The sequence below is a fragment of the Pedobacter heparinus genome (assembly GCF_032678725.1).
GTDB lineage: Bacteria > Bacteroidota > Bacteroidia > Sphingobacteriales > Sphingobacteriaceae > Pedobacter > Pedobacter heparinus_A.
The window spans coordinates 70,709-94,406 of sequence record NZ_JAVTSC010000001.1; the positions used below are offsets into that span (position 1 = coordinate 70,709).

The following is a 23,698-nucleotide window of genomic DNA, read 5'->3' on the forward strand; positions in this document are numbered from 1 at the left end:
CTATGAAAGAGACCTTCGACAAGTTAGCTGCGGAATGCAGTATGCTCACCACCAAGCGTTACAGTACAAGTTTTTCTTTAGGGATTTATTTTTTAAATAAAAAACTGAGAAATCCAATTTATGCCATTTATGGCTTTGTCAGGCTTGCCGATGAAATTGTAGATAGTTTTCACGACTACGATAAAGTGTTTTTACTTTCCAAATTCAGAAGCGACTGCTTTGAGGCCATTGCGCAGGGCATCAGTCTGAACCCCGTTCTCCATTCCTTTCAGCGGGTTGTAAATGACTATCAGCTCACCGAAGATTTAGTGGACCTGTTCCTTAAAAGTATGGAAATGGACCTGGAAGAGAATAGTTATACCCCCGAAAAATACAACCAGTATATTCTGGGTTCTGCGCAGGTGGTAGGACTGATGTGTTTAAAAGTTTTTACTCATGGTGATGATGCACAGTACGAACGCCTGAAGGATTCGGCTATGAAACTGGGATCTGCCTTTCAGAAAGTTAACTTTTTGCGGGACGTAAATGCAGATTATTATACTTTAAGCAGGACTTATTTTCCTGATGTTGATCTTTCTAAATTCTCTAACGAAGAAAAGCGAAGGATTGAAGCCGATATAGAAGGCGAATTTAAAGCTGCACTTACCGGCATCAAACAGCTCCCTGTTTCGTCCCGGAGTGGGGTATACCTGGCTTATATTTATTATAAAGAGCTGTTTAATAAAATAAAAAATGTAACTGCGGAAAAAGTAATGAGCCAGCGCATCCGGATCTCCAACAGCCAGAAATTCGGGTTAATGTTCGATTCGATGATCCGTTTTAAGATGAATGCCCTATGAAATTTCTGATGTTTTTATTTTTGTTTGCAGGTCTCAGCTCTTTTGCAGAACCCAAAGTGAGGGAAATCAGAACTTTGTATTTTCGTGCTGCTGAAGATAAAGCTTCAGCAGATAAACTTTTAGCCATGTTGTCTTCAACTGAAGAAAAATCAATTCCTTTACTGATTTGTTATAAGGGAGTAGCTGAAATGCTACAGGCTAAACATGCTGGTAATCCGATCATGAAATGGAAAAGATTTAAAAGAGGAAAGATCTGGATCGAAAGTGCCGTAAAAAAAAGCCCGGAAAATGTGGAGATCAGGTTTTTGAGGTTTTCTGTTCAAACCAATCTGCCCGCATTTCTTGGCTATAATGGCCATATTGCTGCAGATAAATTTTTTTTAATGGAAAAACTCAATACGATTGAAGATCTTGAATTGAAACAACGGGCTGTTAAATTCTTGTCTTCCTCAAAATACTGTTCTGAAGAAGAACGTGAGCAGGTAAAAATATTCAGCAAACAACAAAGATGAACAACTGGATTATAAGTATAGCAATTGTTGCAGGTACATTCATTTTAATGGAAGGAGTTGCCTGGTTTACCCATAAATATATCATGCATGGACTGTTGTGGTCTTTGCATAAAGACCATCACCGTAAAGATCATGAAGGCTTTCTGGAACGAAATGATTTTTTCTTTCTCATTTTTGCTATTCCTGGGATTATTTGCCTGGCAGCAGGAACGTTTTATGACTATTCATTCGCATTTTTTATTGGCCTGGGTATTACGATTTATGGAGCTGCTTACTTTTTTGTCCATGATATTTTTATACACCAACGATTTAAAATATTCAGAAATTCAGAACATTGGTATTTTAAAGCCATAAGAAGGGCGCATAAAATGCACCATAAGCACCTGGATAAAGAACATGGAGAATGTTTTGGCATGCTGTGGGTACCGCTTAGCTATTTTAAAGAGAAAAAGAAAAAATCTGCTGTAGTATGAAATATACTTATCTCCTGATTGACTTTTTTACGATCATCATTCCGTTTATCTTTTCCTTTCACCCCAGACTGAATTTTTATAAAACCTGGAAGGCCTTTTTCCCGGCTGTGATGTTGACTGGATTTCTTTTTATAACCTGGGATATTTATTTTACCGGCATTGGGGTGTGGGGTTTTAATGCAAGATACCTAACCGGTATTGAGATTAGTAACCTGCCTTTAGAAGAGATCCTATTCTTTTTTTGTATTCCGTATGCCTGTGTTTTTACTTTTCACTGTCTAGATCTTTTCCTCAAAAAATCAATTCCGCATGCTACGGAGCGCATACTGAGCCCTTTCTTTATGAGCATATTTGCCGTTGTTGGTTTTTTAAACACCGATAAAATGTACACTATAGTTACGTTTACGGGTCTTTCGCTGTTGCTGGCCTTGAGCAGATATATATTAAAAGTAAACTGGCTGGGTAAGTTTTATATCATATATGCCATCTTACTCTTTCCATTTTTGATTGTAAACGGGTTGCTTACCGGAACAGGGCTGGACGAGCCTGTGGTATGGTACAATGAAGCGGAGATTTTTGGCCTAAGGATACTCACCATACCTGTTGAAGATGTGTTTTACGGAATGGGCCTGATTTTAATGAATGTGCTCATTTATTCCTATTTAAAGCAGAAAACTTTAAAAACCGGACTTTCCTGATCAAAATTTTATAAACTATTTACTGAATCCTGTAAAAATACCGGCCCTTCTGCAGGCTACCTTTGTATAGTTAATTAAACAAGGATAGCCATGAACAAAAATGTAGAAACAATTTCGATGCCGGTACTGGGGATGACCTGTGCAGCCTGTGCCGTTAGTGTTGAATCTATCATCGGCAGCCAGCCGGGCGTAGATAAGGCTGCTGTGAATTATGCTACACAAACGGTACAGGTCAGTTATCAGCCCGATGTGATACAGCCCGATGTCATGCAAAAGGCTGTTCAGTCTATTGGCTATGATTTAATTGTCGCACAGGAAGGCGCTACGAAATTACAGGAGGAAGCACAAAAGAATAATTACAAAACGCTAAAAAAAAGAATGATCTGGTCACTGATCCTGACCATCCCGGTTGTGGTTATCGGAATGTTCTTTATGGACATACCTGATGGCAATTATTATATGTTGGCCTTAACCACACCGGTACTGTTCATTTTTGGCAGAACCTTTTTTATCAATGCATGGAAACAAGCCAGATATGGCAAATCCAATATGGATACCTTAGTTGCTTTATCAACCGGTATCGCTTATATTTTCAGTGTTTTTAATACTTTTTATCCCGGATTCTGGCATAGTAAGGGCTTACACCCGCATGTATATTTTGAGGCCGCGGCAGTGGTAATTGTATTTATCATGCTGGGTAAGCTGTTGGAAGAAAGGGCGAAATCCAATACTTCTTCAGCCATTAAAAAACTGGTTGGCTTACAACCGAAAACTGTGGTGCTGGTTACACACGATGGCGAACAGGAAATTCCGGTAGCTGATGTACGTATTGCTGACCAGATCCTGGTACGTTCGGGGGAAAAGATCCCCGTTGACGGCCTGATGTATGAAGGAAGTTCTTATGTAGATGAAAGCATGATTACCGGTGAGCCTGTTGCGGTAGCTAAAAAAGAAGGTGATAAAGTATTTGCGGGAACCATCAACCAGAAAGGGAGTTTTAAATTTAAAGCGGAAAAGGTAGGGGCGGAAACCATGCTGGCGCAGATCATCAAACTGGTGCAGGAGGCCCAGGGTTCTAAAGCACCGGTGCAAAAACTGGTGGATAAAATTGCAGGTATATTTGTACCCATTGTGATCCTGATTGCGGTTGCCAGTTTGGGCGCATGGATGATCTTTGGAGGTGAACATGCCTTTACACAGGGATTGCTTGCTATGGTAACTGTACTGGTCATTGCCTGTCCTTGTGCCTTGGGCCTGGCTACGCCTACGGCAATCATGGTAGGTATTGGTAAAGGAGCCGAAAATGGCATCCTGATCAAAGATGCCGAGGCTTTGGAACAGGGACATCGGGTAAATGCCATTGTTTTAGACAAAACAGGCACCATTACTGAAGGTAAACCCGAAGTAACGCATGTAGCATGGGCAAACGAACTTCCCCGGGACAAACAGAAGCTGGAACAGGTATTGATTGCTTTGGAACAGGCCTCAGAACATCCATTAGCTGAAGCGATTGTTCGTCACCTGAAAGCATCCGGCATCAAAGGAGCTGCGGTAACTGGTTTTGAAAGCTTCACTGGCAAAGGTGTTGGCGCAGGCTTTGAAGGTGAAAGCTATTGGGCAGGCAGTCATAAGATCTTAAAAGATCAAAATGTAGTGGTGCCGGCGGTTCTGCAAACTAAAGTTGAGGAGCTGCAGCAACAGGCCCAAACGGTAATTTATTTTATCAATACTGTGCAGGTGCTGGCTGTTGTAGCGATTGCTGACCAGATCAAAGCTGGTTCTGCGAAAGCAATTGCTGCTTTAAAAGATGAAGGCATTGAGGTGTATATGCTTACCGGGGATAACCACCAGACTGCAGCTGCTGTGTCAGGACAGGTAGGGATTGATCATTTTCAGGCTGAAGTACTGCCAACTGATAAAGCCGGTTTTGTAAAACAGCTACAGGGACAGGGAAAAGTGGTAGCAATGATTGGTGACGGTATCAATGACAGCCAGGCACTGGCGCAGGCTGATATTTCAATAGCCATGGGCAAAGGATCGGATATAGCCATTGATGTGGCGAAAATGACACTGGTTTCTTCCGATCTGCAGCAGGTACCTAAAGCTTTGCGCCTATCCAGGCTAACCGTTAAAACCATACGTCAGAATTTATTCTGGGCGTTCATTTATAACCTGATCGGCATCCCGATTGCTGCCGGCATGCTGTACCCGATCAATGGATTTTTGTTGAATCCGATGATTGCAGGTGCAGCGATGGCATTGAGTTCGGTATCAGTAGTGAGTAACAGCCTCCGTTTAAAACTGGCAAAACTTATATAAATCTATTTAAATCAATAATATCATGGAAACACTAAAATTTAAAACAAATATCAAATGTGGCGGATGTATTGCCGCAGTATCCCCATTTCTGAATGAACTTCCGGAAATTGCCAAATGGGAGGTCGATACCGATAATCCGGAGAAAATTTTAACGGTAGAAACCAGGGAAGAACTGAATGCCGAAAAAGTAGTCCATACCCTTCAAAAGGCCGGATACGTGGCAGAAGAGCTATAGTGAACGGGGTTTTATAAAAAAAGAACGGAATTATATAAAAATATATCCGTTCTTTTTTCAATCTTTGAATGATAATGAAAAGAACACTGCTAACCATACTTGCCATTTTTTACCTGGGCGTATCCAGCGGGGCAACTGTGCATTTTCATTATTGCATGGGCGAACTGGTAAGCTGGGGACTGGAAAAACAATCCCGTACAATTTGCGATTTCTGCGGAATGCCGAAATCAGCATCCAAAAAAAAATCCTGCTGTAAAGACGTAGAACAACAGGTTAAGGTGGCGAAATCCCAGAAAGTAAACCAGGTCATCTATAAATTTGATCAGTTGCCGTCTTTGAGTGTCCTGCCTGAATTGTTTGTCAGTTACCAGGCACCTGTACCTGTAAAAATTACGGGAACAGCATGGAGTAATGCCCCGCCTGATGAACAGCAAATTCCTGTTTACCTGAAAAACTGTACCTACAGAATATAATACCTGCTGCCCGGTTATCTACTTAAAAGACTATTGCTTTAAGTATCGAGATGCTGTAAACTCACAGTAATCCTAAGCATACCTGCTTTAAATTCAATTTCATATATTTTTTACTAACGTTTTTTTAATCAGCGTTCCTGCTATTATGAAAGTATTTTATTATTACATTATCCTGTTAAAATGGTACATAGTATTATAGAGTGGTCCATGCGCAATCGCTTTATAGTACTTGTACTATCAGCAGGTCTGTTTGTATGGGGAGTATTTGCTGTACAAAAGAATCCGATAGATGCCATTCCCGACCTTTCAGAAAACCAGGTTATTGTGTTTACCGAATGGATGGGGCGGTCGCCGCAACTGATAGAAGACCAGGTTACTTATCCGCTGGTCACCAATTTACAGGGCATCCCAAAAATTAAATATGTAAGGGGTTCTTCGATGTTTGGGATGAGTTTCATTTACGTAATCTTTGATGATGATGTAGATGTGTACTGGGCACGCGAAAGGGTAATGGAAAGGATCAGTACCATTTCAAAAACACTGCCTGAAGGTGTTGCTCCACAGCTTGGGCCTGACGGCACTGGTGTAGGCCATGTACTTTGGTATACACTGGATGCGCCGGATATGGACCTTGGTGAGCAGCGTGCCATACAGGACTGGTACGTGAAATTTGCATTGCAAAATGTACCGGGGGTAAGTGAGATCGCCTCCTTTGGTGGCTTCCAGAAACAATACCAGATAGCTGTAGATCCCAATAAACTGCTGTATTATAAGTTGTCCGTGCCACAGGTGATCGCAGCCGTGAGAAGCAATAACAATGAATCAGGCGGACGCAAGTTTGAAATGAGTGATATGGGCTATATCATTAAAACTTCAGGTTACCTGAAGTCACTGGAAGAAATCGCCAATATCCCGGTTAAAAGTCAGAATGGGACACCTGTAAGGATATCCGATCTGGCTACCGTGCAAATGACTGGTGAAACCAGGCTGGGCATATTTGATCAGGATGGAGAAGGGGAACGTGCAGGTGGCATTGTGGTGATGCGCTATGGCGAAAATGCCGCTGAGGTGATTGACAGGGTAAAGACCAAAATGAAAGAGGTGGCCAAAGGGCTGCCAAAGGGGGTGAAATTTGACATAGTTTACGACCGGGGCGAGCTGATTAAGGAATCGGTGGCATCCATCAAAAATACATTGATAGAAGAGATGATCGTGGTCTCACTCATTGTATTCATATTCCTGTTCCACTGGCGCAGCGCACTGAGCATTATCATACAAATACCCATCACTATTGCAGCCAGTTTTATCGTGCTCAATGCTTTTGGTATTTCCTCAAACATCATGTCACTCACAGGTATTGCGCTGGCCATCGGGGTAATTGTAGACAATGGCATCATCATGAGTGAAAATGCTTATAAACATCTGGCAGAGCGGTACGAACTGTGGGAAAAGGACCAAAATAAAACAACAACATCATGATAACCTGGTTTAAAAATATATTTAAGAAATCACCTGACTGGATTACAGAAGAAGACCGCCTTGCGATAATCACCAAATCCAGTAAACAGGTTTCCAGAGGCGTGTTCTTTGCAACCGTCATCATTATTACCTCTTTTTTGCCGGTGTTTATGTTAACCGGACAGGAAGGTAAGTTGTTCCATCCGCTGGCCTATACCAAAACATTCATCATGATTGTGGATGCACTCCTGGTCATTACTCTGGCGCCTGTGCTCATTTCTTTTTTTATGAAGGGAAAATTTAAACCTGACCATGCGAATCCTGTGAACAGGTTTCTGGAGAAGATCTATGAGCCTGTCATCAGAACCGTATTGAAATGGAGAAAAACCACTATAGCGATTAATCTGATCGCGCTGCTGATTACCATTCCACTGCTGAAGAACCTGGGCACAGAGTTTATACCTCCGCTGGATGAGCAGAGTATTCTGTTTATGCCGGTAACTTTGCCGGATGTATCAAATGCGGAGGCAAAGCGGATTTTACAGGTCCAGGATAAAATCATTAAATCGGTACCTGAAGTGGATAAAGTATTGGGTAAGGCCGGGCGGGCCAATACCGCTACCGATAATTCGCCGATCAGTATGATTGAAACAATCATTACACTGAAACCAAAAAGTGAATGGCGCGAAGGCATTACCAAAAAAGACATTGTAACTGAACTGGACGCCAAATTACAGATACCTGGTGTGGTAAATGGCTGGACACAGCCCATTATCAACCGCATCAATATGTTGGCTACCGGTATCCGTACTGACGTAGGAATTAAGGTGTTCGGGCAAAACCTGGATACGATCGCTGCGGTATCTGAAAAAGTTAAAGCTGCGCTGGAAGGCACACCTGGGGTAAGCGATCTTTTTGTAGAGCCTATTACGGGTGGGAAATACTTGTCCATCAATATCAAAAGGGATGAGCTGGCACGTTATGGCTTAAATGTAGATGACGTAAACCAGGTAATAGAAAGTGCACTGGGTGGCGCTACTGTTGGCAATACCATTGAAGGCCGGCAACGTTTTTCCATTAGTGTACGCCTGGCACAAGACTACCGGAATAGCGTGGAGCGCATACAGCGCATCCCAATACAGTCAGCAGGTTTTGGCGAAGTTCCCCTATCCGCTGTAGCGGAAGTGAAATTTGAAGATGGCCCGCCAATGATCAGTTCTGATAATGCCATTTTACGGGGAGCGGTCATGTTCAATGTGCGTGACCGGGATCTGGGCAGTACTGTTCAGGATGCTATGGAAAAACTGAATAAAGAAAAAGGGGTATTACCTGAGGGCTACTTCCTGGAATGGAGCGGACAATACGAAAACCTGATCAGGGGTAAACAAACCCTGATGTGGATCGCACCAGTAGTTTTAGTCATTATCTTTTTTTCCCTATACTTTGCTTTTCATTCGGTAAGAGAAGCTTTTTTAAGCCTGATCACTGTTCCTTTTGCTTTAATTGGTGGAGCTTATATGATATATTTCTGGGGCGTGAATTTGTCAGTTGGTGTAGCAGTAGGTTTTATTGCCTTGTTTGGAATTGCTGTAGAAACAGGGATTGTAATGGTGATTTACCTGAACGACGCCATGCAGCAGCTGATTAAGCTGAAAGGCAATTCGAGTGAAACCATAACCAGGGATGACCTGAGGGAATACGTGATCCATGGGGCGGCAAAAAGGTTAAGACCAAAGTTAATGACCGTATGTGTGTCTTTATTCGGGCTGATACCTGTGCTTTGGGCAACCGGGGTTGGTGTGGATGTGATGCAGCCCATTGTTTTGCCCATGATAGGTGGGGTACTGACTTCATCTACACACATTTTACTGGTTACCCCACTGATCTTTTTAATGTCCAAGGAGTATGAATTGAGAAAATATGGAAAACTGGAGGTGCATGATGTACAACATTAAAAAAATAACAGGCATTTTATTGCTGCTGCTGCCTTTTTATTCGATGGCACAGGAAAAACAGCCGGTACTCTCGCTGGATACCATTTTGCAGCGTATTGATCAAAACAACCTCATGCTGCAATCGTATGGTTTAAAGGCAGAAAGCTATAAGCATACGGCAAGGGCGGCAACGGCCTGGATGGCGCCGATGGTAGGAATTGGAACATTTATGACCCCTTACCCGGGGCAGGTGCTGATGGACGACAGGGACAAAGGTTCGGTAATGGTACAGCTGGAGCAGGACATTCCAAATCCCGTTAAGCTGAATGCCAATAAGCGTTACATGGAATCAAAAGGGAAGGTGGAAAATGAAACCCGTGGTATAACCTTAAACGAGTATAAGGCACAGGCCAAACGCCTGTATTTTGGCTGGCTGATAGCAGCGCAGCGGATTGTGATTTTACAGCGGAACCAGAAGATCATGGAGATGATGAAGAAGATTGAGGAGATCAGGTATCCGTATAACCAGTCGAAATTGAGCAGTGTATATCAAACCACCGCTAAGCTGGAAGAGAACCAGAACATGATCCGCATGCAGGAGGGAGACATTGCAAAAGCGCGCGCCTGGCTAAACAGCCTGATGAACAGGCAGGGAAATGCCGGATTTGCCATTGATACTACTTACCAGCCCTTATTTGTTCCGGCTGCAGTTATTGATACCGGAAGCCTCGCAATGGCGCGTAATGATATTAAAAAAATGGACTACAGCATACAGGCTATGCAGCTGAACATTGAAGCAATGAAAAAACAAAGCAGACCGGATTTTAAGCTGAGGTTCGACCATATGTCGCCCTTAACCAATATGATGCCCAAAGCCTTTAGCGTAATGGGAATGGTGAGCATACCTATTGCGCCATGGTCGTCCAAAATGTACAAATCGGAAGTAAAGGGTATGGAATATGAGGTTCTGGCCATGGACAAAGAGAAGGCAGCCATGCTACAGGAAACCCAGGGGATGTTATACGGCATGCAGTTTGAGATCGGGTCTATGGAAAAACGCATTGCTGCGATGGAGAACAAGATCATCCCAACCCTGCAAAAAACATTAGACCTGAACTTTTTAAGCTATCGTGAAAACAAAATGGAATTGCCGGAAGTAGTTGGGGCCTGGGAGGCACTAACCATGATGCAAAGCAATGTGCTGGATGAGAAACTGAAGCTTTATTTAATGATTGCAGATTATGAGAAAGAAATCTATCGCTAAGCCACTGTTTTTGCTGCCTGTTTTGGTAGCCGTGTTGCTTTTCGCTGCCTGTAACCGCAAAAAGGTAAAGCAGGATGTACACGGGCATCCTGCACTTGTAAACATTGACAGCAACCTGTCTCATTTGTTAAAACCCTCCAATGAGCAGGTAGTAGCCAAACTGCCGGTAATTAAAGCAAGTTATGGCACCAAAATATTCACAGAAGAGGTACAAGGGGTGGTGAGTTATGATACCCGTAATGAAAAAAGCATTGCCAGCCGGGTAAGTGGCAGGATAGAACGTTTACTGATCAAATACAATTACCAGCCGGTTAAGAAAGGACAGCTGATCATGGAAGTTTATTCACCTGATCTTGCTGCGGCACAGCAGGAACTGCTGTTTTTAAAGCGTTCAGAAACAGATCCTGCAATGTTGAACAGTGCCAAACAACGTTTAATGCTCCTGGGGATGAGTGCTTCGGCAGTTAACCAGGTGTTAAAGACGGGTAAGGTTAATTACCGCATTCCAGTGTATAGCAATGCTGATGGGTATATTCTGGAAAAAACTGCCGCCACTGCTGCTCCGGCTGCTGCTGCGGCCGGAGTGCCATCGTCTGGAGGTGATGGAATGGGTGGTATGGGAGGTGGAACTTCGTCAGGTTCAGCTGTGGTGCCCGCGCCGGCAGCTCCTTCAAGCAGTCCCGTAATGTTAAGGGAAGGACAATATGTAAGTGCCGGGCAATCGATCTTTACCATTTACAATTCAGACCGTCTTGTGGCCGAATTCTCTTTAAAACCTGCGTTAGCTTCACTCCTGAAAAAAGGACATCGCTTTGTGTTTTATAAAACCAGTAACAAGAACAGTCTGGAAACGGCAAGTATTGGTTTGATCCAGCCTGTATTTAAAGATGGAGCGGATTTTACGATTGCCAGGGTATACCTGCACAAGCCCAATTTTAGGGTGGGTGAACTGCTTACGGCAAAAATTCCTGTATTGCTGCCAAAATCATGGTGGCTGCCAGCGTCGGCCATGGTATCCCTAGGAAATAAACGGATAGTTTTTAAGAAAGAAGGGAATGTTTTTATCCCTAAGGAAGTGGATGCCGGGGTCAGCATTGCAGGTATGGTACAGGTTAAAACAGATATTCACAATTGGGCTTTGAGTAAAAATGCGGCTTACCTGGTAGATAGTGAGAGCTTTATTAAAACATCAGAATAGGTATGGAAAGGAAAATATTCATCAAAAACATTGCGCTGATGGTGCTGCTTCCATCGGTGTTTATTGCCGCATGCAATGACGGAAAAAAAGTGGAAGGGAGTGCTGTGAAAGAAAAAATGCAAACTTTTACCTGTCCGATGCACCCACAGGTCATAAAAAATGAGATGGGCACTTGTCCTATCTGCGGAATGGACCTGGTCCCTTTTGAAAAGAACAGCAATGACAAAGCATTAAAAATTGATGAAAAGCGCCAGGCACTGGCCAATGTCACCACAGTGCTGATTGGCGAAAATAACCTTTCCGGTGCCAAACAGTTAAACGCAAGGCTGGTGGTTAATCCAGAGCAGAGCAGCTATATTTCCAGCAGGATAGCTGGGAGAATTGAGCAACTCTATGTAAAAGAAACCGGGGTAATGGTAAATAAAGGACAGGCCCTGTATCAGCTTTATTCTGAACAGCTGGCTACGCTTCAGCAAGAATACCTGATGGCGATTGCCCAGGAAAGACAGTTTCAGGGAGACCGGATAGAAAAGCAGATTGTGGCTTCGGCCAGGCAGAAGCTGCTGCTGTACGGACAATCTGAACAGCAGGTACAGCAACTGGTTAAAACGCAGAAAAAAGATCCTTTTGTGCTGTTTTATGCACCTGAAAGCGGTGTCGTTGCTGAAGTATCCGTAACTCAGGGGCAATACGTAAGCGAAGGTAGTCCGGTTCTGCGCCTGGAAGGCTACGGACAATTGTGGGTCGAGGCCGACGTTTATCCGGATGAAGCAAAAAAAGTGAAACCGGGGCAGAAGGTTAAAGTGGTCATTGCAGGCTGGGAAGAACAACCTCAGGAAATGACCATCAGCTTCATTAACCCATCATTGCAATCCGGAACCCAGCTTACCCAGATCAGAGGCGCGATACCCAACCCTGGAAACCAATGGCAACCAGGTTTGCAGGCCAACGTGTTTCTGCCTGCTGAAAATGCAGGTAAGGTACTCAGCCTACCTGTAAATGCAGTAGTAAGGGATGGAAAAGGCATGCATGTCTGGCTCAAAAAAGGTAAAGATAGCTTTGTACCTCAACTGGTGAAAACCGGGCAGGAAAACGATGACCGGGTAGAAATAGTTAAGGGGCTGAAAAATGGTGATCAGGTGGTGGTTACCGGGGCATACCTGTTGTACAGTGAGTATATCCTTAAAAAAGGAAAGAACCCTGTTGATGGGCTCAGTCAAAAATAATTATTAAATATAAAAAACAGAAAAATGAAAACAGTAATCAATTTCGTTGTTACACTTGTAGCAGTAACTTTATTTGCGGCTTGCGGAAACACTCAGAAACCAGCAGAAGCAGATCCTCATGCAGGACATAACCACGCGCCGGGCGAAGGTCATGGCGCTGCTGCTGAAAAATCCGTTGAAGGGGTAAGCATCAAAGATGATCAGTTAAATCCCGTATACCAGCATTACATCTACCTGACCACAGCATTGGTAAACGCAGATATGGCAGAAGCGAAAATAGCGGCAGCTGCAATTGAACTGGGGGCAAAAGAAATGGGTAGTGGTGCGGCATTGGCAGCCTTAGCTTCAAAAATAACTGCGGCTTCTGATATTGAAACCCAAAGAACCCTGTTCTCGGATTTAAGCAATGATTTTATTGCACGTGTTAAATCCTCCGGACTAACTTCGGGCGAAGTTTATGTAGAATACTGTCCGATGGCACTGCATGACAAGGGCGCCAGCTGGCTAAGCAATAGTAAAGAAATCAGAAATCCTTATTTTGGCGAAAGCATGATGACATGCGGAGAAGTAAAAGAAACGATCAAATAATTTTTCTGATTATATGCTTCATTTAGTATCTTTAGAAAACACTAACTTATATACCTAATGAAACATTTAACTTTTATATTGCTGTTTACAGCAATTTCTTTTGCGGGCATTGCCCAGAACAAAGATGCCATTCTTGGCAAATGGATCAATTCTTCAGCTGAAGCACATGTAGACATCACTAAAAAGGGAGAAAAATACTTCGGTAAAATTGTATGGCTAAAGGATCCTAGAGATGAAAAAGGAAATGTAAAAACGGATATCAAAAACCCGGATGAACGTTTAAGAAAACAACCTATTCTTGGCCTGGAAATTCTGAAAAACTTTGTTTTTGAAGATGGTAAATGGACAGATGGTAAGATCTACGATCCGAAATCCGGTAAAACCTATAGCTGTAACATGACCATGAAGGGTAAGGACATCTTGAACATGAGGGGGTATGTGGGCATCTCACTCATCGGCAGGTCTGAAACCTGGAAGCGTGTAAAGTAAATAATGGGGTCATCTTTGATGATCCCATTATGCATAAAACTATTATATTTTCCTGATACTATTTGCTTGATCCAGCCGTTATAACAGTAGCTAAATTTCAAGCCTCATGTCTATATATCTAGAATTCCCTGCAATTGAAGATTATCCGGTATATATTCCCCTGGAACAAATTACCGTGCTCATTCCTGAATGGGTAGTGAATGCTGTACAAAATTGCCTGCCAGATCCGGAGGTTTTCAATACCAATGAACTTTAATGGTTTTATTCGCTGTTTTCATTTTTAATTCCTTTTAGTAAGGCGTAAACTGCCATCGAATGCCCGTGGCCCAGGTCATATTCTTCTTTCAGCCAGTTCACAATTTCTCCCGCTTTTACATTTGCCTTAAGCTGCCCATGTTCTGTAAATTGCTTTTCTGCTGCTTTCTTTCTGAGATCGTCGGGCCCCAGGCCGGTTTTTTCTTTTATGGTTTTTAAGTATCCCTGAAATGACATGTTTTATAATTTGATGTAACTACACAAATATAGGATTAAACTCATCAGCGGATGCTGGTTGAAAACGGCAATTAACCGGGGGAATTACGACATAAAATTTAATCATATGATTAAATTATTTGATTAATTTAAATATTTGTTTTTATATTTGCAGTAAATCAACGCCATAATTAAATGAGCAAGAAGAAACCAGACGCAGATAACTCGACAGAAGAAAAGATTAAGGCAGCAGCGAATGTTGTTTTTATTAAAAAAGGTTTTGCCGGTACACGTACCAGGGATATTGCAGAAGAAGCAGGGATTAACCTGGCTTTGTTAAATTATTATTTCCGGAGTAAGGAGAAGTTATTTGATATCGTAATGATGGAAAACATTCAGCAGTTTCTGGCGGGGATGAGGGGAGTTTTAAATGACGAGACATTGAGCTTAACAGCGAAGATCACTGCCATTGCCGAAAATTATACCAATATGCTGAAGATTCAACCGAACATGCCATTGTTTATTTTAGGGGAAATTAAAGCGAATCCTGAAAAGCTGGTCACCAATATGAAGGTAAAGGAGATCATGATCAGCTCACATTTCTATCAGCAGTTAAAAGCTGCTTTAAATGATAAAGTTAATCCTTTGCATTTTTTAATCAATATCATCAGTCTGGCTGTTTTTCCTTTTGTTGCCAGCCCGATGCTGAAGGTTATTGGTGAACTCAAAGATGCTGATTTTGATAAAATGGTAGAAGAAAGGAAAAAGATGATCCCCGTATGGGTGGATGCCATGCTAAAAACACATTAAAAAAATTTATACAGCAATTAATCATATGATTAAAACAAATTAATAATCAGAGAAATGAAACTTATATTTTTTACCATTATCATTGGTTTTGTATGTTTCCAGACAAATGCGCAAAGCTCCGTACAAATTTCCATTGAGGAGTGTTATCACCTTGCACGGCAAAATTATCCGCTGGTAAAACAGGGAGAACTGATCTCGAAAGCCAGTGCTCATTCTATAGAGAATGCAGCGAAGGGTTACCTGCCACAATTTAATGTGAGCGGACAGGCAAGTTACCAGTCGGAGGTTACCAGGATTCCCCTCCAGATCCCGGGGATGAATATTCCTGAGCTGAGTAAAGACCAATACCGTTTAAGCGCTGAGGGTACACAGGTTTTGTTTGACGGGGGTGTGATTAAACAGCAGAAACAGGCGGCAACGGTTAATGCGGAAGTGGAAAGCCAAAAGCTTGAAGTGGAACTGTATAAGCTGAGAGACCGGATTAACCAGCTTTTTTTTGGAATATTGTTGATAGATGCCCAATTGAAGCAGAATGAGCTGCTTAAAAAAGACCTGCAGCTGGGGGTTGATAAAGCAAAGGCCACAGTTGCTAATGGCACAGGATTTAAAAGCAATTTGAATATGCTGAAGGCCGAATTGTTGAAAGCAGTGCAGCGAAGTACAGAATTAAGGTTTACCCGCAGGGGATATATTGATGTACTGGCTTTGTTTACCCATAAACCGCTTACTGAAGATGTGGTATTGCTTAAACCTGCCATACAGCTTGTATCTGATGAAATCCGCCGGCCGGAATTGGGCTTATACGACAGCCAGCGTAAAAGCGTAGCTGTTAAGGAACAAGCTATAGCAGTCAGGAACCTGCCAAAGTTTAATTTGTTTTTGCAGAGTGGTATTGGACGGCCCGCACTAAACATGTTAAACAATGCGCTTGAACCTTTTGCTATTGGTGGCATCAGAATGAGCTGGTCCTTATCGGGGCTGTATACCCGTAAAAATGAAAAGTCAATTTCAGGGATCAATAGGAAAGAAATTGACCTTCAGCAGGAAAATTTCCTGCTGAATACAAAGTTTATGCTGAAACAGCAGGAGGCGGAAATTGACAAACAAAATGAGCTGATGCGCAGTGATGAGGAGATTATTGCCTTGCGCACAAGCGTAAAAGAAACTGCAGCAGCACAGCTGGAAAATGGGGTGATCCATACCAGCGATTATTTACGCGAAGTAAATGCAGAAGACCAGGCCAGGCAAAGTAAGCTCATGCACGAAATACAACTGCTGATGGCACAGTATAACAAACAAACTACAACAGGCAATTAATCTAAAATAAACGAAATCATGAAGAAGAGCTCATTTACAGTAGTTATCGTCCTTTTCCTTGCTGCATGTGGCCATAAAGAGCAGGCCTATGATGCCTCAGGTACTTTCGAAGCTGTTGAAACCATTGTTTCTGCTGAAACTACAGGGCTGATCAAACAGCTTGACCTTGAGGAAGGGCAGGTATTAAAGGCAGGGGAAACCATAGGTTATATTGATACGGTACAACTTCATTTAAAGAAGAAACAACTTGAGGCGCAGATTACGGCAGTTTTAGGGAAGAAACCTGATGTTCCGGCACAGGTTGCCGCTTATCGGGAACAGTTAAAGCAGGCCCAGAAGGAACAGCGACGCACCACAAACCTGTTAAAGGCAGATGCGGCTACACCAAAACAACTGGATGATGCCAATGCACAGGTTGCGATCCTGAAAAAACAGATCGCTGCCCAGGAATCGGCACTTGATATTACTGCTGCAGGTTTAACCAAAGAAACCCTGCCTTTGTCTGCACAGATTGAACAGTTGAACGATCAACTCCTCAAGAGCAGAATTATAAATGAAACAGCGGGTACCGTGCTGGTTAAATATGCGGAACCAAATGAAATGGCAGTAGCAGGTAAACCACTTTATAAAATAACTGACCTGAGCACTATTGTTTTAAGGGCTTATATAACTGGTAGCCAATTGTCTGGGGTTAAAACCGGACAGAAAGTAAAAGTGCTGGTAGAGGAAGCCGATGGAAAGTATAAAACTTATGATGGCACCATCACATGGATCAGTGGTAAGGCCGAGTTTACCCCTAAAACGATCCAGACCAAAGATGAAAGGGCCAACCTGGTATATGCAGTTAAAATAAGCGTGAAAAATGATGGCTTTCTTAAAATCGGGATGTATGCCGATTTAGCTTTAACCAATAAACCATGAACAGCCATTACGCCATAATTGTAAATAACCTTACCAAACAATATGGTAAAGCAGCACCGGTTGCGGTTGATGACGTTTCCTTCCAGGTAGAAAAAGGGGAAATATTTGGCCTGATCGGACCTGATGGCGCGGGCAAGACAAGTATTTTTCGGATGCTGACCACCTTACTGCTTCCTGAAAAGGGGAACGCAACAGTGGATGGGTTTGATATCGTGAAGGATTATAAACAGATCAGGAAAACGGTGGGATACATGCCCGGAAAATTCTCCCTTTACCCAGACCTGAGCATTGAGGAGAACCTGCATTTTTTTGCTGCTGTTTTTGGAACCAGCATGAAAGAAAATTACCACCTGATCGAAGATATTTATGTTCAGATCGAACCATTTAAAAACAGGCGGGCCGGAAAACTTTCAGGAGGAATGAAACAAAAACTGGCTTTATGCTGTGCCCTGATCCATAAACCAACCGTGTTGTTCCTGGATGAGCCCACTACAGGGGTAGATCCGGTTTCCAGAAAAGAGTTCTGGGAAATGCTGAAGCGATTAAAGGCACAAGGCATCACCATCCTGGTATCCACCCCATATATGGATGAAGCAGCCATGTGTGACCGGATAGCGCTCCTGCAGAATGGAAAAATATTGTCGATTGATACTCCTGATCGTATGACAGCACAATATCCTGGGGCCTTATATGCAATTAAGGCCGATCAAATGTATAAATTGATTAAAGCATTGGAGCAATATCCTGAAATACGTGATTGTTATGCCTTTGGCGAATATGTACACGCTTCTTTTAAGACTGATCTTAAAACAAATCTGCTGCAGGAATACCTGGAAGCCGCCGGATTAGCCCGGGTAGAGATAAAGCCGGTAAAAGCCGGTATAGAGGATTATTTTATCCTGTTATTAAAAGATAAGCCATGAAGGAGATTGTGATCAAAGCAGACAAGCTGACCAAAAAATTCGGGGATTTTATGGCAACGAATGAAATTACGTTTGAAGTGGAAAAGGGAGAGATATTTGGTTTTTTGGGTGCAAATGGCGCAGGGAAAACTACCGCAATGCGCATGCTCTGCGGCTTGTCTATGCCGAGCTCGGGAACTGCTACCGTAGCAGGTTTTGATGTATACCGGCAAACGGAACAGATCAAAAGAAATATTGGTTATATGAGTCAGAAATTCTCTTTATATGGCGACCTGACCGTTTTAGAAAACATCCATTTTTTTGGCGGCATTTACGGTTTGAACAATAAGGAACTTAAAGAAAAAGGAGCGGAACTGGTTGCCCAGCTGGGATTGCAAAATGAAGCGGGGAAACTGGTGGCAGATTTACCCCTGGGATGGAAGCAGAAACTGGCCTTTTCAGTTGCCGTACTGCATCAGCCAAAAATTGTATTTCTGGACGAGCCAACCGGTGGGGTAGATCCGGTAACCCGCAGGCAATTTTGGGACCTGATCTATGAAGCTTCTGCAAGAGGCATAACCATTTTTGTAACCACGCATTATATGGACGAGGCAGAATATTGTAACCGTATATCGATTATGGTAGATGGAAAGATTGCTGCCCTGGATAGTCCTGCAAACCTGAAAAAGCAGTTTAATGCGGGCTCGATGGATGAGGTTTTTTATCAGTTGGCAAGAGCAGCAAAACGAAGCGATTAAAATTTAAGGCTATGAAACAGTTTCTGAATTTTGTGAAAAAGGAATTTATCCATGTATGGAGGGATAAGAAAACCTTGCTGATCTTATTTGGCATGCCAGTAGTTCAGATCCTTATTTTTGGCTTTGCACTAACCAATGAGGTGAAAAATTCCAGGATTGTGATCCTGGACCAGGCAAAAGACGAAGCTTCACAGCAGCTGATCACCCAGATTGCGGCAAGCAAATACTTCGATATTGAAGAAACCATGACAGACCGGCGCCAGATGGAGGCAGCTTTTAAGCAGGGGAAGATCAAACTGGCCATGGTTTTTCCTGCTGGTTTTAACGCAGCATTGCTTCATCAGGGAAAGGCACAGCTCCAGATATTGGCAGATGCTTCAGATCCCAATACGGCCAGCGCCTTAAGCAATTACCTTTCTTCAATTGTGCAGGATTATCAGCGTTCCCTCGATTTGACCAGCAAGGTTCCTTACCAGATACTGCCAGAACTGAGGATGCTGTATAATCCGCAGTTAAAGGGGGCGCCTAATTTTGTTCCGGGGGTAATGGCCCTGGTATTGATGCTGGTATGTGTAATGATGACAGCCATCTCCATTGTAAAGGAAAAGGAAACGGGCACTATGGAGATCTTACTGGTGTCGCCTTTTAAACCCATCCTGGTGATACTGTCTAAGGCTGTTCCTTACCTGATCCTTTCGCTGATCAACGTAGCTTCCATTTTGCTGTTGAGTGTATATGTGTTGGATTTGCCGGTTAATGGCAGTATATGGTTGCTTTTTGCCGAAAGTACACTATTCATCATTACCTGCCTGAGCCTGGGGATCTTTATTTCTGTAAAAACCGGCTCCCAGCAGTTGGCCATGCTGATCTCATTGATGGGAATGTTTTTACCAACCGTGCTTTTCAGTGGATTTATGTTCCCTATAGAGAATATGCCCCTTCCTTTGCAGTTCATTTCAAATGTAGTTCCGGCAAAATGGTTTTATATCATCGTAAAATCGATCATGATCAAAGGACTGGGCTTTGAGGCAATCTGGAAAGAGACCCTGATCCTTGGCGGTATAACAGTTGTTTTACTATTGGTGAGTTTAAAAAGTTTTAAAATCAGGCTTGCATGAGAACAATCAGGTTTTTATTGGAAAAAGAATTCAGGCAGATCTTCAGAAACAAAGCCATTTTACTGATGATCGTAGTGATGCCGGTAATGCAGTTGCTGATATTGCCTTTAGCAGCCAATTATGAAGTCAGGAACATTAATATATCGGTGGTTGATCATGACCATTCCAGCTACTCCAGAAAGCTGGTCAGTAAAGTAACTGCATCAGGATATTTTAAGCTGAGTGGTTACAGTAGTTCATTTAAAGAAGGACTGAAGCTTATTGAAGCCGACAAGGCCGATCTGATCCTGGAAATTCCTTATGGTTTTGAACGCAACCTCGTGCGGGAAGAACAACAACAGCTGTTTATTGCCGTAAATGCAATAAACGGGGTAAAAGCCAATTTAGGAGGAGCCTACCTGGGGCGCATCATTAAGGATTATAATGCCGATATCCAGGCACAATTGCTACCTGTTTCAAAGTTTAACAATTCCAAGGTTATCGAAATTACTTTCGCTAACTGGTTTAACCCTTTGATGAAATATGATCTTTTTATGGTACCAGGCATTCTGGCCATTCTGGTTAATATGATAGGTGGTTTTCTTACGGCGCTCAATATCGTAAAGGAAAAGGAGTTTGGAACGATAGAACAGATTAACGTAACACCCATCAAAAAACATCATTTCATATTGGGGAAACTCATCCCTTTCTGGATACTTGGCAATGTGGTGTTTACTTTGGGCTTGCTTGTTTCCTGGCTGATTTACGGGATTGTTCCGGTAGGTAGTCTTTTTGTGCTTTATACATTTGTTGCTGTTTTTTTGCTGGCCGTTTTAGGTTTTGGCTTACTGATCTCTACTTTTTGCGATACCCAGCAGCAAGCCATGTTTATCATGTTCTTTTTTATGATGATCTTCATTTTGATGGGTGGACTTTTCACCGCGATTGACAGCATGCCCGATTGGGCAAGATTTATTTCGGCATTTAACCCGGTCAGTTATTTAATTGAAGTGATGCGCATGGTGATACTAAAGGGAAGTGGCTTAAAAGATATATTACCTCAGCTGGGCATCATGACCCTATTTGCAGTGGTCTTAAATTCGTGGGCAATACTGAGTTATAAAAAAAGAAATTAATTTTTTTTATAACCGATACAATAAATCAGGTATTTGGTCGTCTATATATCTGAGAGCGTTAATTTAGATAGCGGGGATACGGTGGATTGCTGTATCCCCGTTTCTTTTTCCAAGATTTTTTGAAATAAAAAGCCAGGTCATCCAACCTGGCTTTCAAACAAAACTTAGATCTAACCAAACATCTAATTACAGTCAATATAGAAATTGTACTGGACGTCAAGGGCGGATTCGAACCGCCGTCAAAGGTTTTGCAGACCCTTACCTAACCACTCGGCCACATGACTATAATTGAATCGTATAACCGATTGCTGACACAAATATATATAAAGTCTATTAACTTACTAGACTTTTTTTAAAAAAAAATATTTTAGCTTTTTGAAGATGGACTTTAAAAGGCTTTAATGCGGGTTTTATAGAGAATTTTAAGTAGTTTCGCCATAGCATGGATAGCCCGGAAAAAAAGACAATCAAACTGGATAAGAAGACGGCTTTGGCTAAAGCTGAGCATTACTGCGCTTACCAGGAGCGCGCGCAGCAGGAGCTGCGCGACAAATTGTACGAATGGGGGCTTTGGAGTAACGATGTGGAAGAAATCATCTCCGAACTGATACAGACCAACTTCTTAAATGAGGAGCGTTTTACACAGGCTTATGTTTCGGGTAAGTTTAACATCAAACACTGGGGTAAGGTTAAAATCAAGCAGGGGCTTAAATTGAAACGCGTACCCGATAAGATGATCTCGAATGCGCTTAAAGCAATAGATTACAATGAATATTTAAAGACCATACTGATGCTGGCGGAGAAAAAGTTACCGTCAATAACTGAAAAAGACCCCTATAAAAGAAAATATAAACTGGTGTCTTACCTGCTTGGGAGAGGTTTTGAAAATGATTTGATTGCAGAGGTATTGAAGGCCAATGACTTAGCCTAGCGGCTTCATTTTTATCAAAAATAACTTGACGTTAAACTAAAAGTATTTATATTTGCAATCCCAAACGGAAACAAGGTTATTCCTTACAGACCTTACCGTAAAAGGAAAGACATCGGATGATGTTTAACAATGCGAAAGTAGCTCAGTTGGTAGAGCACGACCTTGCCAAGGTCGGGGTCGCGAGTTCGAATCTCGTCTTTCGCTCTAAATGTTTTCAATACCAGGAAGACATTTATAAAATTAATCCTATCAGATTTTTGATAACGATTATGCTCAGATGGTGGAACTGGTAGACACGCAGGACTTAAAATCCTGTGACCTTAAAAGTCGTGCGGGTTCGATTCCCGCTCTGAGTACATAAAATATACCAATGCGAAAGTAGCTCAGTTGGTAGAGCACGACCTTGCCAAGGTCGGGGTCGCGAGTTCGAATCTCGTCTTTCGCTCTAAAGCCTTCCTTAACGAAGGCTTTTCTTTTAAGCAGTAATTGTTCCCATGGATATTGGGATATGCTCAGATGGTGGAACTGGTAGACACGCAGGACTTAAAATCCTGTGACCTTAAAAGTCGTGCGGGTTCGATTCCCGCTCTGAGTACAGAAAAAAGGTGCTGATGAATTCATCAGCACCTTTTTTTATACATCACTGTGCTGTTTATCCGGCAGATCGGCAAGCTATCTCCAATAAAAAGATAGATGAACCTTTTTTAAGCATTTTTTGGGAATGTTCCCGTAAATTGGGAACATTCCCAAGTATATTTTAACCTGAGGATATGGTGTTGTGCTGAATTTAATGGGCAAATTTAGACAACCAAATTATAAACCAAATGAAAAGAACACTGGTATCCCTGCTTGTTGTTTGTCAAATTCAGGCTATTGCTCAAGCCCCCCCTGGCTATAAGCTTGCCTGGTCGGATGAATTCAATGCCGCGTCCCTGGATACAAACCTTTGGAAATACCGTACAGGTGCCAGTGGTACCAGTTACCAAAGGCCAGAAAATGTTATGCTGGAAGGTGGCAAGGTAAAAATCATTTTAAAAAAAGAACCTTATCAAGATAAAGCATTTACCGGTGGAGGTGTCATTACAAAAAAACCAAGTAGGTATGGGTATTATGAAGTCAGTGTAAAAATTGATGGCGGCTATGGCTGGCATGAAGCTTTCTGGACCTCCTGGATGAGTGGTTTTGATGACAAAAATCCTGCCTATAAAGAGATGGGTAAACTTGAAATTGATGGCTTTGAGCATTATTCCACTTATGCCAAGAATTACTTCACTTATGGCGCAATCCAGTGGGCGCCGGTGAAGTCAGCCATAAACAGGAATTATCATACTGCAGCACAGGATTTAACGGATTCTTATCATAAATTCGGATTCGAATATACACCCGATTATCTTAATTACTATTTTGACGGCAAAATGCTTGGTACGGCAGATATTCGCGGCCTCCCCAAGCATGATATTTATTTGTGGCTAAGCTGTATTGCTACCAAGCCGGATGCAACTGAACATGGCGCTGTTTTTTTTGACTATCTAAGGTGCTATGAAATATCTGCTGTAAATTATAACCTTCGGAAAAAGCAGTTCATCGAAGAGCTGGATTCCCGTAAATTACCTGTAAAAGCTACAGGTACAAATTAAATCCTAATTCAA

General features: G+C 42.4%; 25 protein-coding genes and 5 tRNA genes. 28 read left to right on the plus strand and 2 right to left on the minus strand.

Annotated features, from left to right (window positions below):
- Positions 1–2: 2 nt before the first annotated feature.
- The 15 genes from R2Q85_RS00310 (at position 3) to R2Q85_RS00380 (ending at position 13,962) form a co-directional block, all read left to right on the plus strand.
- Positions 3–839 (plus strand): phytoene/squalene synthase family protein, encoded by an 837-nt coding sequence (locus tag R2Q85_RS00310; RefSeq protein ID WP_316809739.1) that lies wholly within the window; start codon positions 3–5, stop codon positions 837–839.
- Positions 836–1,351 (plus strand): hypothetical protein, encoded by a 516-nt coding sequence (locus R2Q85_RS00315; protein WP_316809740.1) that lies wholly within the window; start codon positions 836–838, stop codon positions 1,349–1,351. Before R2Q85_RS00310 ends, R2Q85_RS00315 begins: the two co-directional genes overlap by 4 nt.
- Positions 1,348–1,824, plus strand: coding sequence for a sterol desaturase family protein (locus tag R2Q85_RS00320; protein WP_316809741.1), 477 nt, complete (start codon positions 1,348–1,350; stop codon positions 1,822–1,824). Before R2Q85_RS00315 ends, R2Q85_RS00320 begins: the two co-directional genes overlap by 4 nt.
- Positions 1,821–2,522 carry a lycopene cyclase domain-containing protein gene (locus R2Q85_RS00325; RefSeq protein ID WP_316809742.1) on the plus strand — a complete coding sequence of 234 codons (702 nt, stop codon included), beginning with the start codon at positions 1,821–1,823 and terminating at the stop codon, positions 2,520–2,522. Before R2Q85_RS00320 ends, R2Q85_RS00325 begins: the two co-directional genes overlap by 4 nt.
- A 90-nt stretch (positions 2,523–2,612) precedes the next feature.
- The gene (locus R2Q85_RS00330) at positions 2,613–4,841 is read left to right on the plus strand and encodes a heavy metal translocating P-type ATPase (RefSeq protein WP_316809743.1); all 2,229 of its coding nucleotides are present in this window, start codon (positions 2,613–2,615) and stop codon (positions 4,839–4,841) included.
- Between the two features lie 22 nt (positions 4,842–4,863).
- Entirely contained in the window at positions 4,864–5,076 is a 213-nt protein-coding gene (locus tag R2Q85_RS00335; RefSeq protein WP_316809744.1) for a heavy-metal-associated domain-containing protein, read from the plus strand.
- A gap of 74 nt (positions 5,077–5,150) precedes the next feature.
- A complete protein-coding gene (locus tag R2Q85_RS00340; protein WP_316809745.1) occupies positions 5,151–5,549 on the plus strand; it encodes an HYC_CC_PP family protein in 399 nt (132 codons plus the stop codon).
- A gap of 180 nt (positions 5,550–5,729) precedes the next feature.
- Positions 5,730–7,028: an efflux RND transporter permease subunit gene (locus R2Q85_RS00345; RefSeq protein WP_316809746.1), complete on the plus strand. Its 1,299-nt coding sequence runs from the start codon at positions 5,730–5,732 to the stop codon at positions 7,026–7,028.
- Positions 7,025–8,962 (plus strand): efflux RND transporter permease subunit, encoded by a 1,938-nt coding sequence (locus R2Q85_RS00350; protein ID WP_316809747.1) that lies wholly within the window; start codon positions 7,025–7,027, stop codon positions 8,960–8,962. The genes R2Q85_RS00345 and R2Q85_RS00350 overlap by 4 nt, the downstream gene beginning before the upstream one ends.
- The gene (locus R2Q85_RS00355) at positions 8,946–10,205 is read left to right on the plus strand and encodes a TolC family protein (protein WP_316809748.1); all 1,260 of its coding nucleotides are present in this window, start codon (positions 8,946–8,948) and stop codon (positions 10,203–10,205) included. Before R2Q85_RS00350 ends, R2Q85_RS00355 begins: the two co-directional genes overlap by 17 nt.
- A complete protein-coding gene (locus tag R2Q85_RS00360) occupies positions 10,183–11,403 on the plus strand; it encodes an efflux RND transporter periplasmic adaptor subunit (protein ID WP_316809749.1) in 1,221 nt (406 codons plus the stop codon). Before R2Q85_RS00355 ends, R2Q85_RS00360 begins: the two co-directional genes overlap by 23 nt.
- Positions 11,404–11,405: 2 nt before the next feature.
- Positions 11,406–12,629: an efflux RND transporter periplasmic adaptor subunit gene (locus tag R2Q85_RS00365; RefSeq protein WP_316809750.1), complete on the plus strand. Its 1,224-nt coding sequence runs from the start codon at positions 11,406–11,408 to the stop codon at positions 12,627–12,629.
- A gap of 24 nt (positions 12,630–12,653) precedes the next feature.
- On the plus strand, positions 12,654–13,217 hold the full coding sequence (locus R2Q85_RS00370; protein ID WP_316809751.1) for a DUF3347 domain-containing protein: 564 nt from the start codon (positions 12,654–12,656) through the stop codon (positions 13,215–13,217).
- A 57-nt stretch (positions 13,218–13,274) separates the two neighbouring features.
- Positions 13,275–13,706, plus strand: a complete 432-nt coding sequence (locus tag R2Q85_RS00375; protein ID WP_316809752.1) for a DUF2147 domain-containing protein — start codon at positions 13,275–13,277, stop codon at positions 13,704–13,706.
- A 106-nt stretch (positions 13,707–13,812) separates the two neighbouring features.
- Entirely contained in the window at positions 13,813–13,962 is a 150-nt protein-coding gene (locus R2Q85_RS00380) for a hypothetical protein (protein WP_316809753.1), read from the plus strand.
- Between the two features lie 5 nt (positions 13,963–13,967).
- Here R2Q85_RS00380 and R2Q85_RS00385 read toward each other — a convergent pair whose 3' ends face one another.
- Entirely contained in the window at positions 13,968–14,198 is a 231-nt protein-coding gene (locus R2Q85_RS00385; protein ID WP_316809754.1) for a DUF4287 domain-containing protein, read from the minus strand.
- A gap of 174 nt (positions 14,199–14,372) precedes the next feature.
- Here R2Q85_RS00385 and R2Q85_RS00390 point away from each other — a divergent pair, with 174 nt between their 5' ends.
- From R2Q85_RS00390 to R2Q85_RS00420, 7 genes are read left to right on the plus strand one after another with little or no spacing between them, the layout of a single operon-like run.
- Complete coding sequence (locus R2Q85_RS00390; RefSeq protein WP_316809755.1) at positions 14,373–14,987, plus strand: TetR/AcrR family transcriptional regulator; 615 nt, start codon at positions 14,373–14,375, stop codon at positions 14,985–14,987.
- Between the two features lie 54 nt (positions 14,988–15,041).
- Entirely contained in the window at positions 15,042–16,304 is a 1,263-nt protein-coding gene (locus R2Q85_RS00395; RefSeq protein WP_316809756.1) for a TolC family protein, read from the plus strand.
- Between the two features lie 18 nt (positions 16,305–16,322).
- Positions 16,323–17,225 carry an HlyD family secretion protein gene (locus R2Q85_RS00400; protein ID WP_316809757.1) on the plus strand — a complete coding sequence of 301 codons (903 nt, stop codon included), beginning with the start codon at positions 16,323–16,325 and terminating at the stop codon, positions 17,223–17,225.
- Positions 17,222–18,148, plus strand: coding sequence for an ABC transporter ATP-binding protein (locus tag R2Q85_RS00405; RefSeq protein WP_316809758.1), 927 nt, complete (start codon positions 17,222–17,224; stop codon positions 18,146–18,148). The genes R2Q85_RS00400 and R2Q85_RS00405 overlap by 4 nt, the downstream gene beginning before the upstream one ends.
- Positions 18,145–18,885, plus strand: coding sequence for an ABC transporter ATP-binding protein (locus R2Q85_RS00410; protein ID WP_316809759.1), 741 nt, complete (start codon positions 18,145–18,147; stop codon positions 18,883–18,885). Before R2Q85_RS00405 ends, R2Q85_RS00410 begins: the two co-directional genes overlap by 4 nt.
- 11 nt (positions 18,886–18,896) lie before the next feature.
- Positions 18,897–20,003, plus strand: a complete 1,107-nt coding sequence (locus R2Q85_RS00415; RefSeq protein WP_316809760.1) for an ABC transporter permease — start codon at positions 18,897–18,899, stop codon at positions 20,001–20,003.
- Complete coding sequence (locus R2Q85_RS00420) at positions 20,000–21,118, plus strand: ABC transporter permease (RefSeq protein WP_316809761.1); 1,119 nt, start codon at positions 20,000–20,002, stop codon at positions 21,116–21,118. Before R2Q85_RS00415 ends, R2Q85_RS00420 begins: the two co-directional genes overlap by 4 nt.
- Positions 21,119–21,328: 210 nt before the next feature.
- On the opposite strand, the gene R2Q85_RS00425 is transcribed toward R2Q85_RS00420, so the two are convergent.
- Positions 21,329–21,402: transfer RNA gene (locus R2Q85_RS00425), tRNA-Cys, on the minus strand.
- Between the two features lie 158 nt (positions 21,403–21,560).
- Here R2Q85_RS00425 and R2Q85_RS00430 point away from each other — a divergent pair.
- From R2Q85_RS00430 to R2Q85_RS00455, 6 genes are all read left to right on the plus strand, one after another.
- Complete coding sequence (locus tag R2Q85_RS00430) at positions 21,561–22,049, plus strand: regulatory protein RecX (RefSeq protein ID WP_316809762.1); 489 nt, start codon at positions 21,561–21,563, stop codon at positions 22,047–22,049.
- Between the two features lie 131 nt (positions 22,050–22,180).
- Positions 22,181–22,253, plus strand: a tRNA-Gly gene (locus R2Q85_RS00435).
- A gap of 67 nt (positions 22,254–22,320) precedes the next feature.
- A tRNA-Leu gene (locus R2Q85_RS00440) sits at positions 22,321–22,405 on the plus strand.
- 16 nt (positions 22,406–22,421) lie between these two features.
- A tRNA-Gly gene (locus tag R2Q85_RS00445) sits at positions 22,422–22,494 on the plus strand.
- Positions 22,495–22,559: 65 nt separating this feature from the next.
- A tRNA-Leu gene (locus tag R2Q85_RS00450) sits at positions 22,560–22,644 on the plus strand.
- A gap of 229 nt (positions 22,645–22,873) precedes the next feature.
- Positions 22,874–23,686: a glycoside hydrolase family 16 protein gene (locus R2Q85_RS00455; RefSeq protein WP_316809763.1), complete on the plus strand. Its 813-nt coding sequence runs from the start codon at positions 22,874–22,876 to the stop codon at positions 23,684–23,686.
- Positions 23,687–23,698: the final 12 nt, after the last annotated feature.

Coding starts and splice junctions, on each gene's coding strand:
- R2Q85_RS00310 (WP_316809739.1), top strand. CDS start 3: ATGAAAGAGACCTTCGACAAGTTAGCTGCGGAATGCAGTATGCTCACC.
- R2Q85_RS00315 (WP_316809740.1), top strand. CDS start 836: ATGAAATTTCTGATGTTTTTATTTTTGTTTGCAGGTCTCAGCTCTTTT.
- R2Q85_RS00320 (WP_316809741.1), top strand. CDS start 1,348: ATGAACAACTGGATTATAAGTATAGCAATTGTTGCAGGTACATTCATT.
- R2Q85_RS00325 (WP_316809742.1), top strand. CDS start 1,821: ATGAAATATACTTATCTCCTGATTGACTTTTTTACGATCATCATTCCG.
- R2Q85_RS00330 (WP_316809743.1), top strand. CDS start 2,613: ATGAACAAAAATGTAGAAACAATTTCGATGCCGGTACTGGGGATGACC.
- R2Q85_RS00335 (WP_316809744.1), top strand. CDS start 4,864: ATGGAAACACTAAAATTTAAAACAAATATCAAATGTGGCGGATGTATT.
- R2Q85_RS00340 (WP_316809745.1), top strand. CDS start 5,151: ATGAAAAGAACACTGCTAACCATACTTGCCATTTTTTACCTGGGCGTA.
- R2Q85_RS00345 (WP_316809746.1), top strand. CDS start 5,730: ATGGTACATAGTATTATAGAGTGGTCCATGCGCAATCGCTTTATAGTA.
- R2Q85_RS00350 (WP_316809747.1), top strand. CDS start 7,025: ATGATAACCTGGTTTAAAAATATATTTAAGAAATCACCTGACTGGATT.
- R2Q85_RS00355 (WP_316809748.1), top strand. CDS start 8,946: ATGATGTACAACATTAAAAAAATAACAGGCATTTTATTGCTGCTGCTG.
- R2Q85_RS00360 (WP_316809749.1), top strand. CDS start 10,183: ATGAGAAAGAAATCTATCGCTAAGCCACTGTTTTTGCTGCCTGTTTTG.
- R2Q85_RS00365 (WP_316809750.1), top strand. CDS start 11,406: ATGGAAAGGAAAATATTCATCAAAAACATTGCGCTGATGGTGCTGCTT.
- R2Q85_RS00370 (WP_316809751.1), top strand. CDS start 12,654: ATGAAAACAGTAATCAATTTCGTTGTTACACTTGTAGCAGTAACTTTA.
- R2Q85_RS00375 (WP_316809752.1), top strand. CDS start 13,275: ATGAAACATTTAACTTTTATATTGCTGTTTACAGCAATTTCTTTTGCG.
- R2Q85_RS00380 (WP_316809753.1), top strand. CDS start 13,813: ATGTCTATATATCTAGAATTCCCTGCAATTGAAGATTATCCGGTATAT.
- R2Q85_RS00385 (WP_316809754.1), bottom strand. CDS start 14,198: ATGTCATTTCAGGGATACTTAAAAACCATAAAAGAAAAAACCGGCCTG.
- R2Q85_RS00390 (WP_316809755.1), top strand. CDS start 14,373: ATGAGCAAGAAGAAACCAGACGCAGATAACTCGACAGAAGAAAAGATT.
- R2Q85_RS00395 (WP_316809756.1), top strand. CDS start 15,042: ATGAAACTTATATTTTTTACCATTATCATTGGTTTTGTATGTTTCCAG.
- R2Q85_RS00400 (WP_316809757.1), top strand. CDS start 16,323: ATGAAGAAGAGCTCATTTACAGTAGTTATCGTCCTTTTCCTTGCTGCA.
- R2Q85_RS00405 (WP_316809758.1), top strand. CDS start 17,222: ATGAACAGCCATTACGCCATAATTGTAAATAACCTTACCAAACAATAT.
- R2Q85_RS00410 (WP_316809759.1), top strand. CDS start 18,145: ATGAAGGAGATTGTGATCAAAGCAGACAAGCTGACCAAAAAATTCGGG.
- R2Q85_RS00415 (WP_316809760.1), top strand. CDS start 18,897: ATGAAACAGTTTCTGAATTTTGTGAAAAAGGAATTTATCCATGTATGG.
- R2Q85_RS00420 (WP_316809761.1), top strand. CDS start 20,000: ATGAGAACAATCAGGTTTTTATTGGAAAAAGAATTCAGGCAGATCTTC.
- R2Q85_RS00430 (WP_316809762.1), top strand. CDS start 21,561: ATGGATAGCCCGGAAAAAAAGACAATCAAACTGGATAAGAAGACGGCT.
- R2Q85_RS00455 (WP_316809763.1), top strand. CDS start 22,874: ATGAAAAGAACACTGGTATCCCTGCTTGTTGTTTGTCAAATTCAGGCT.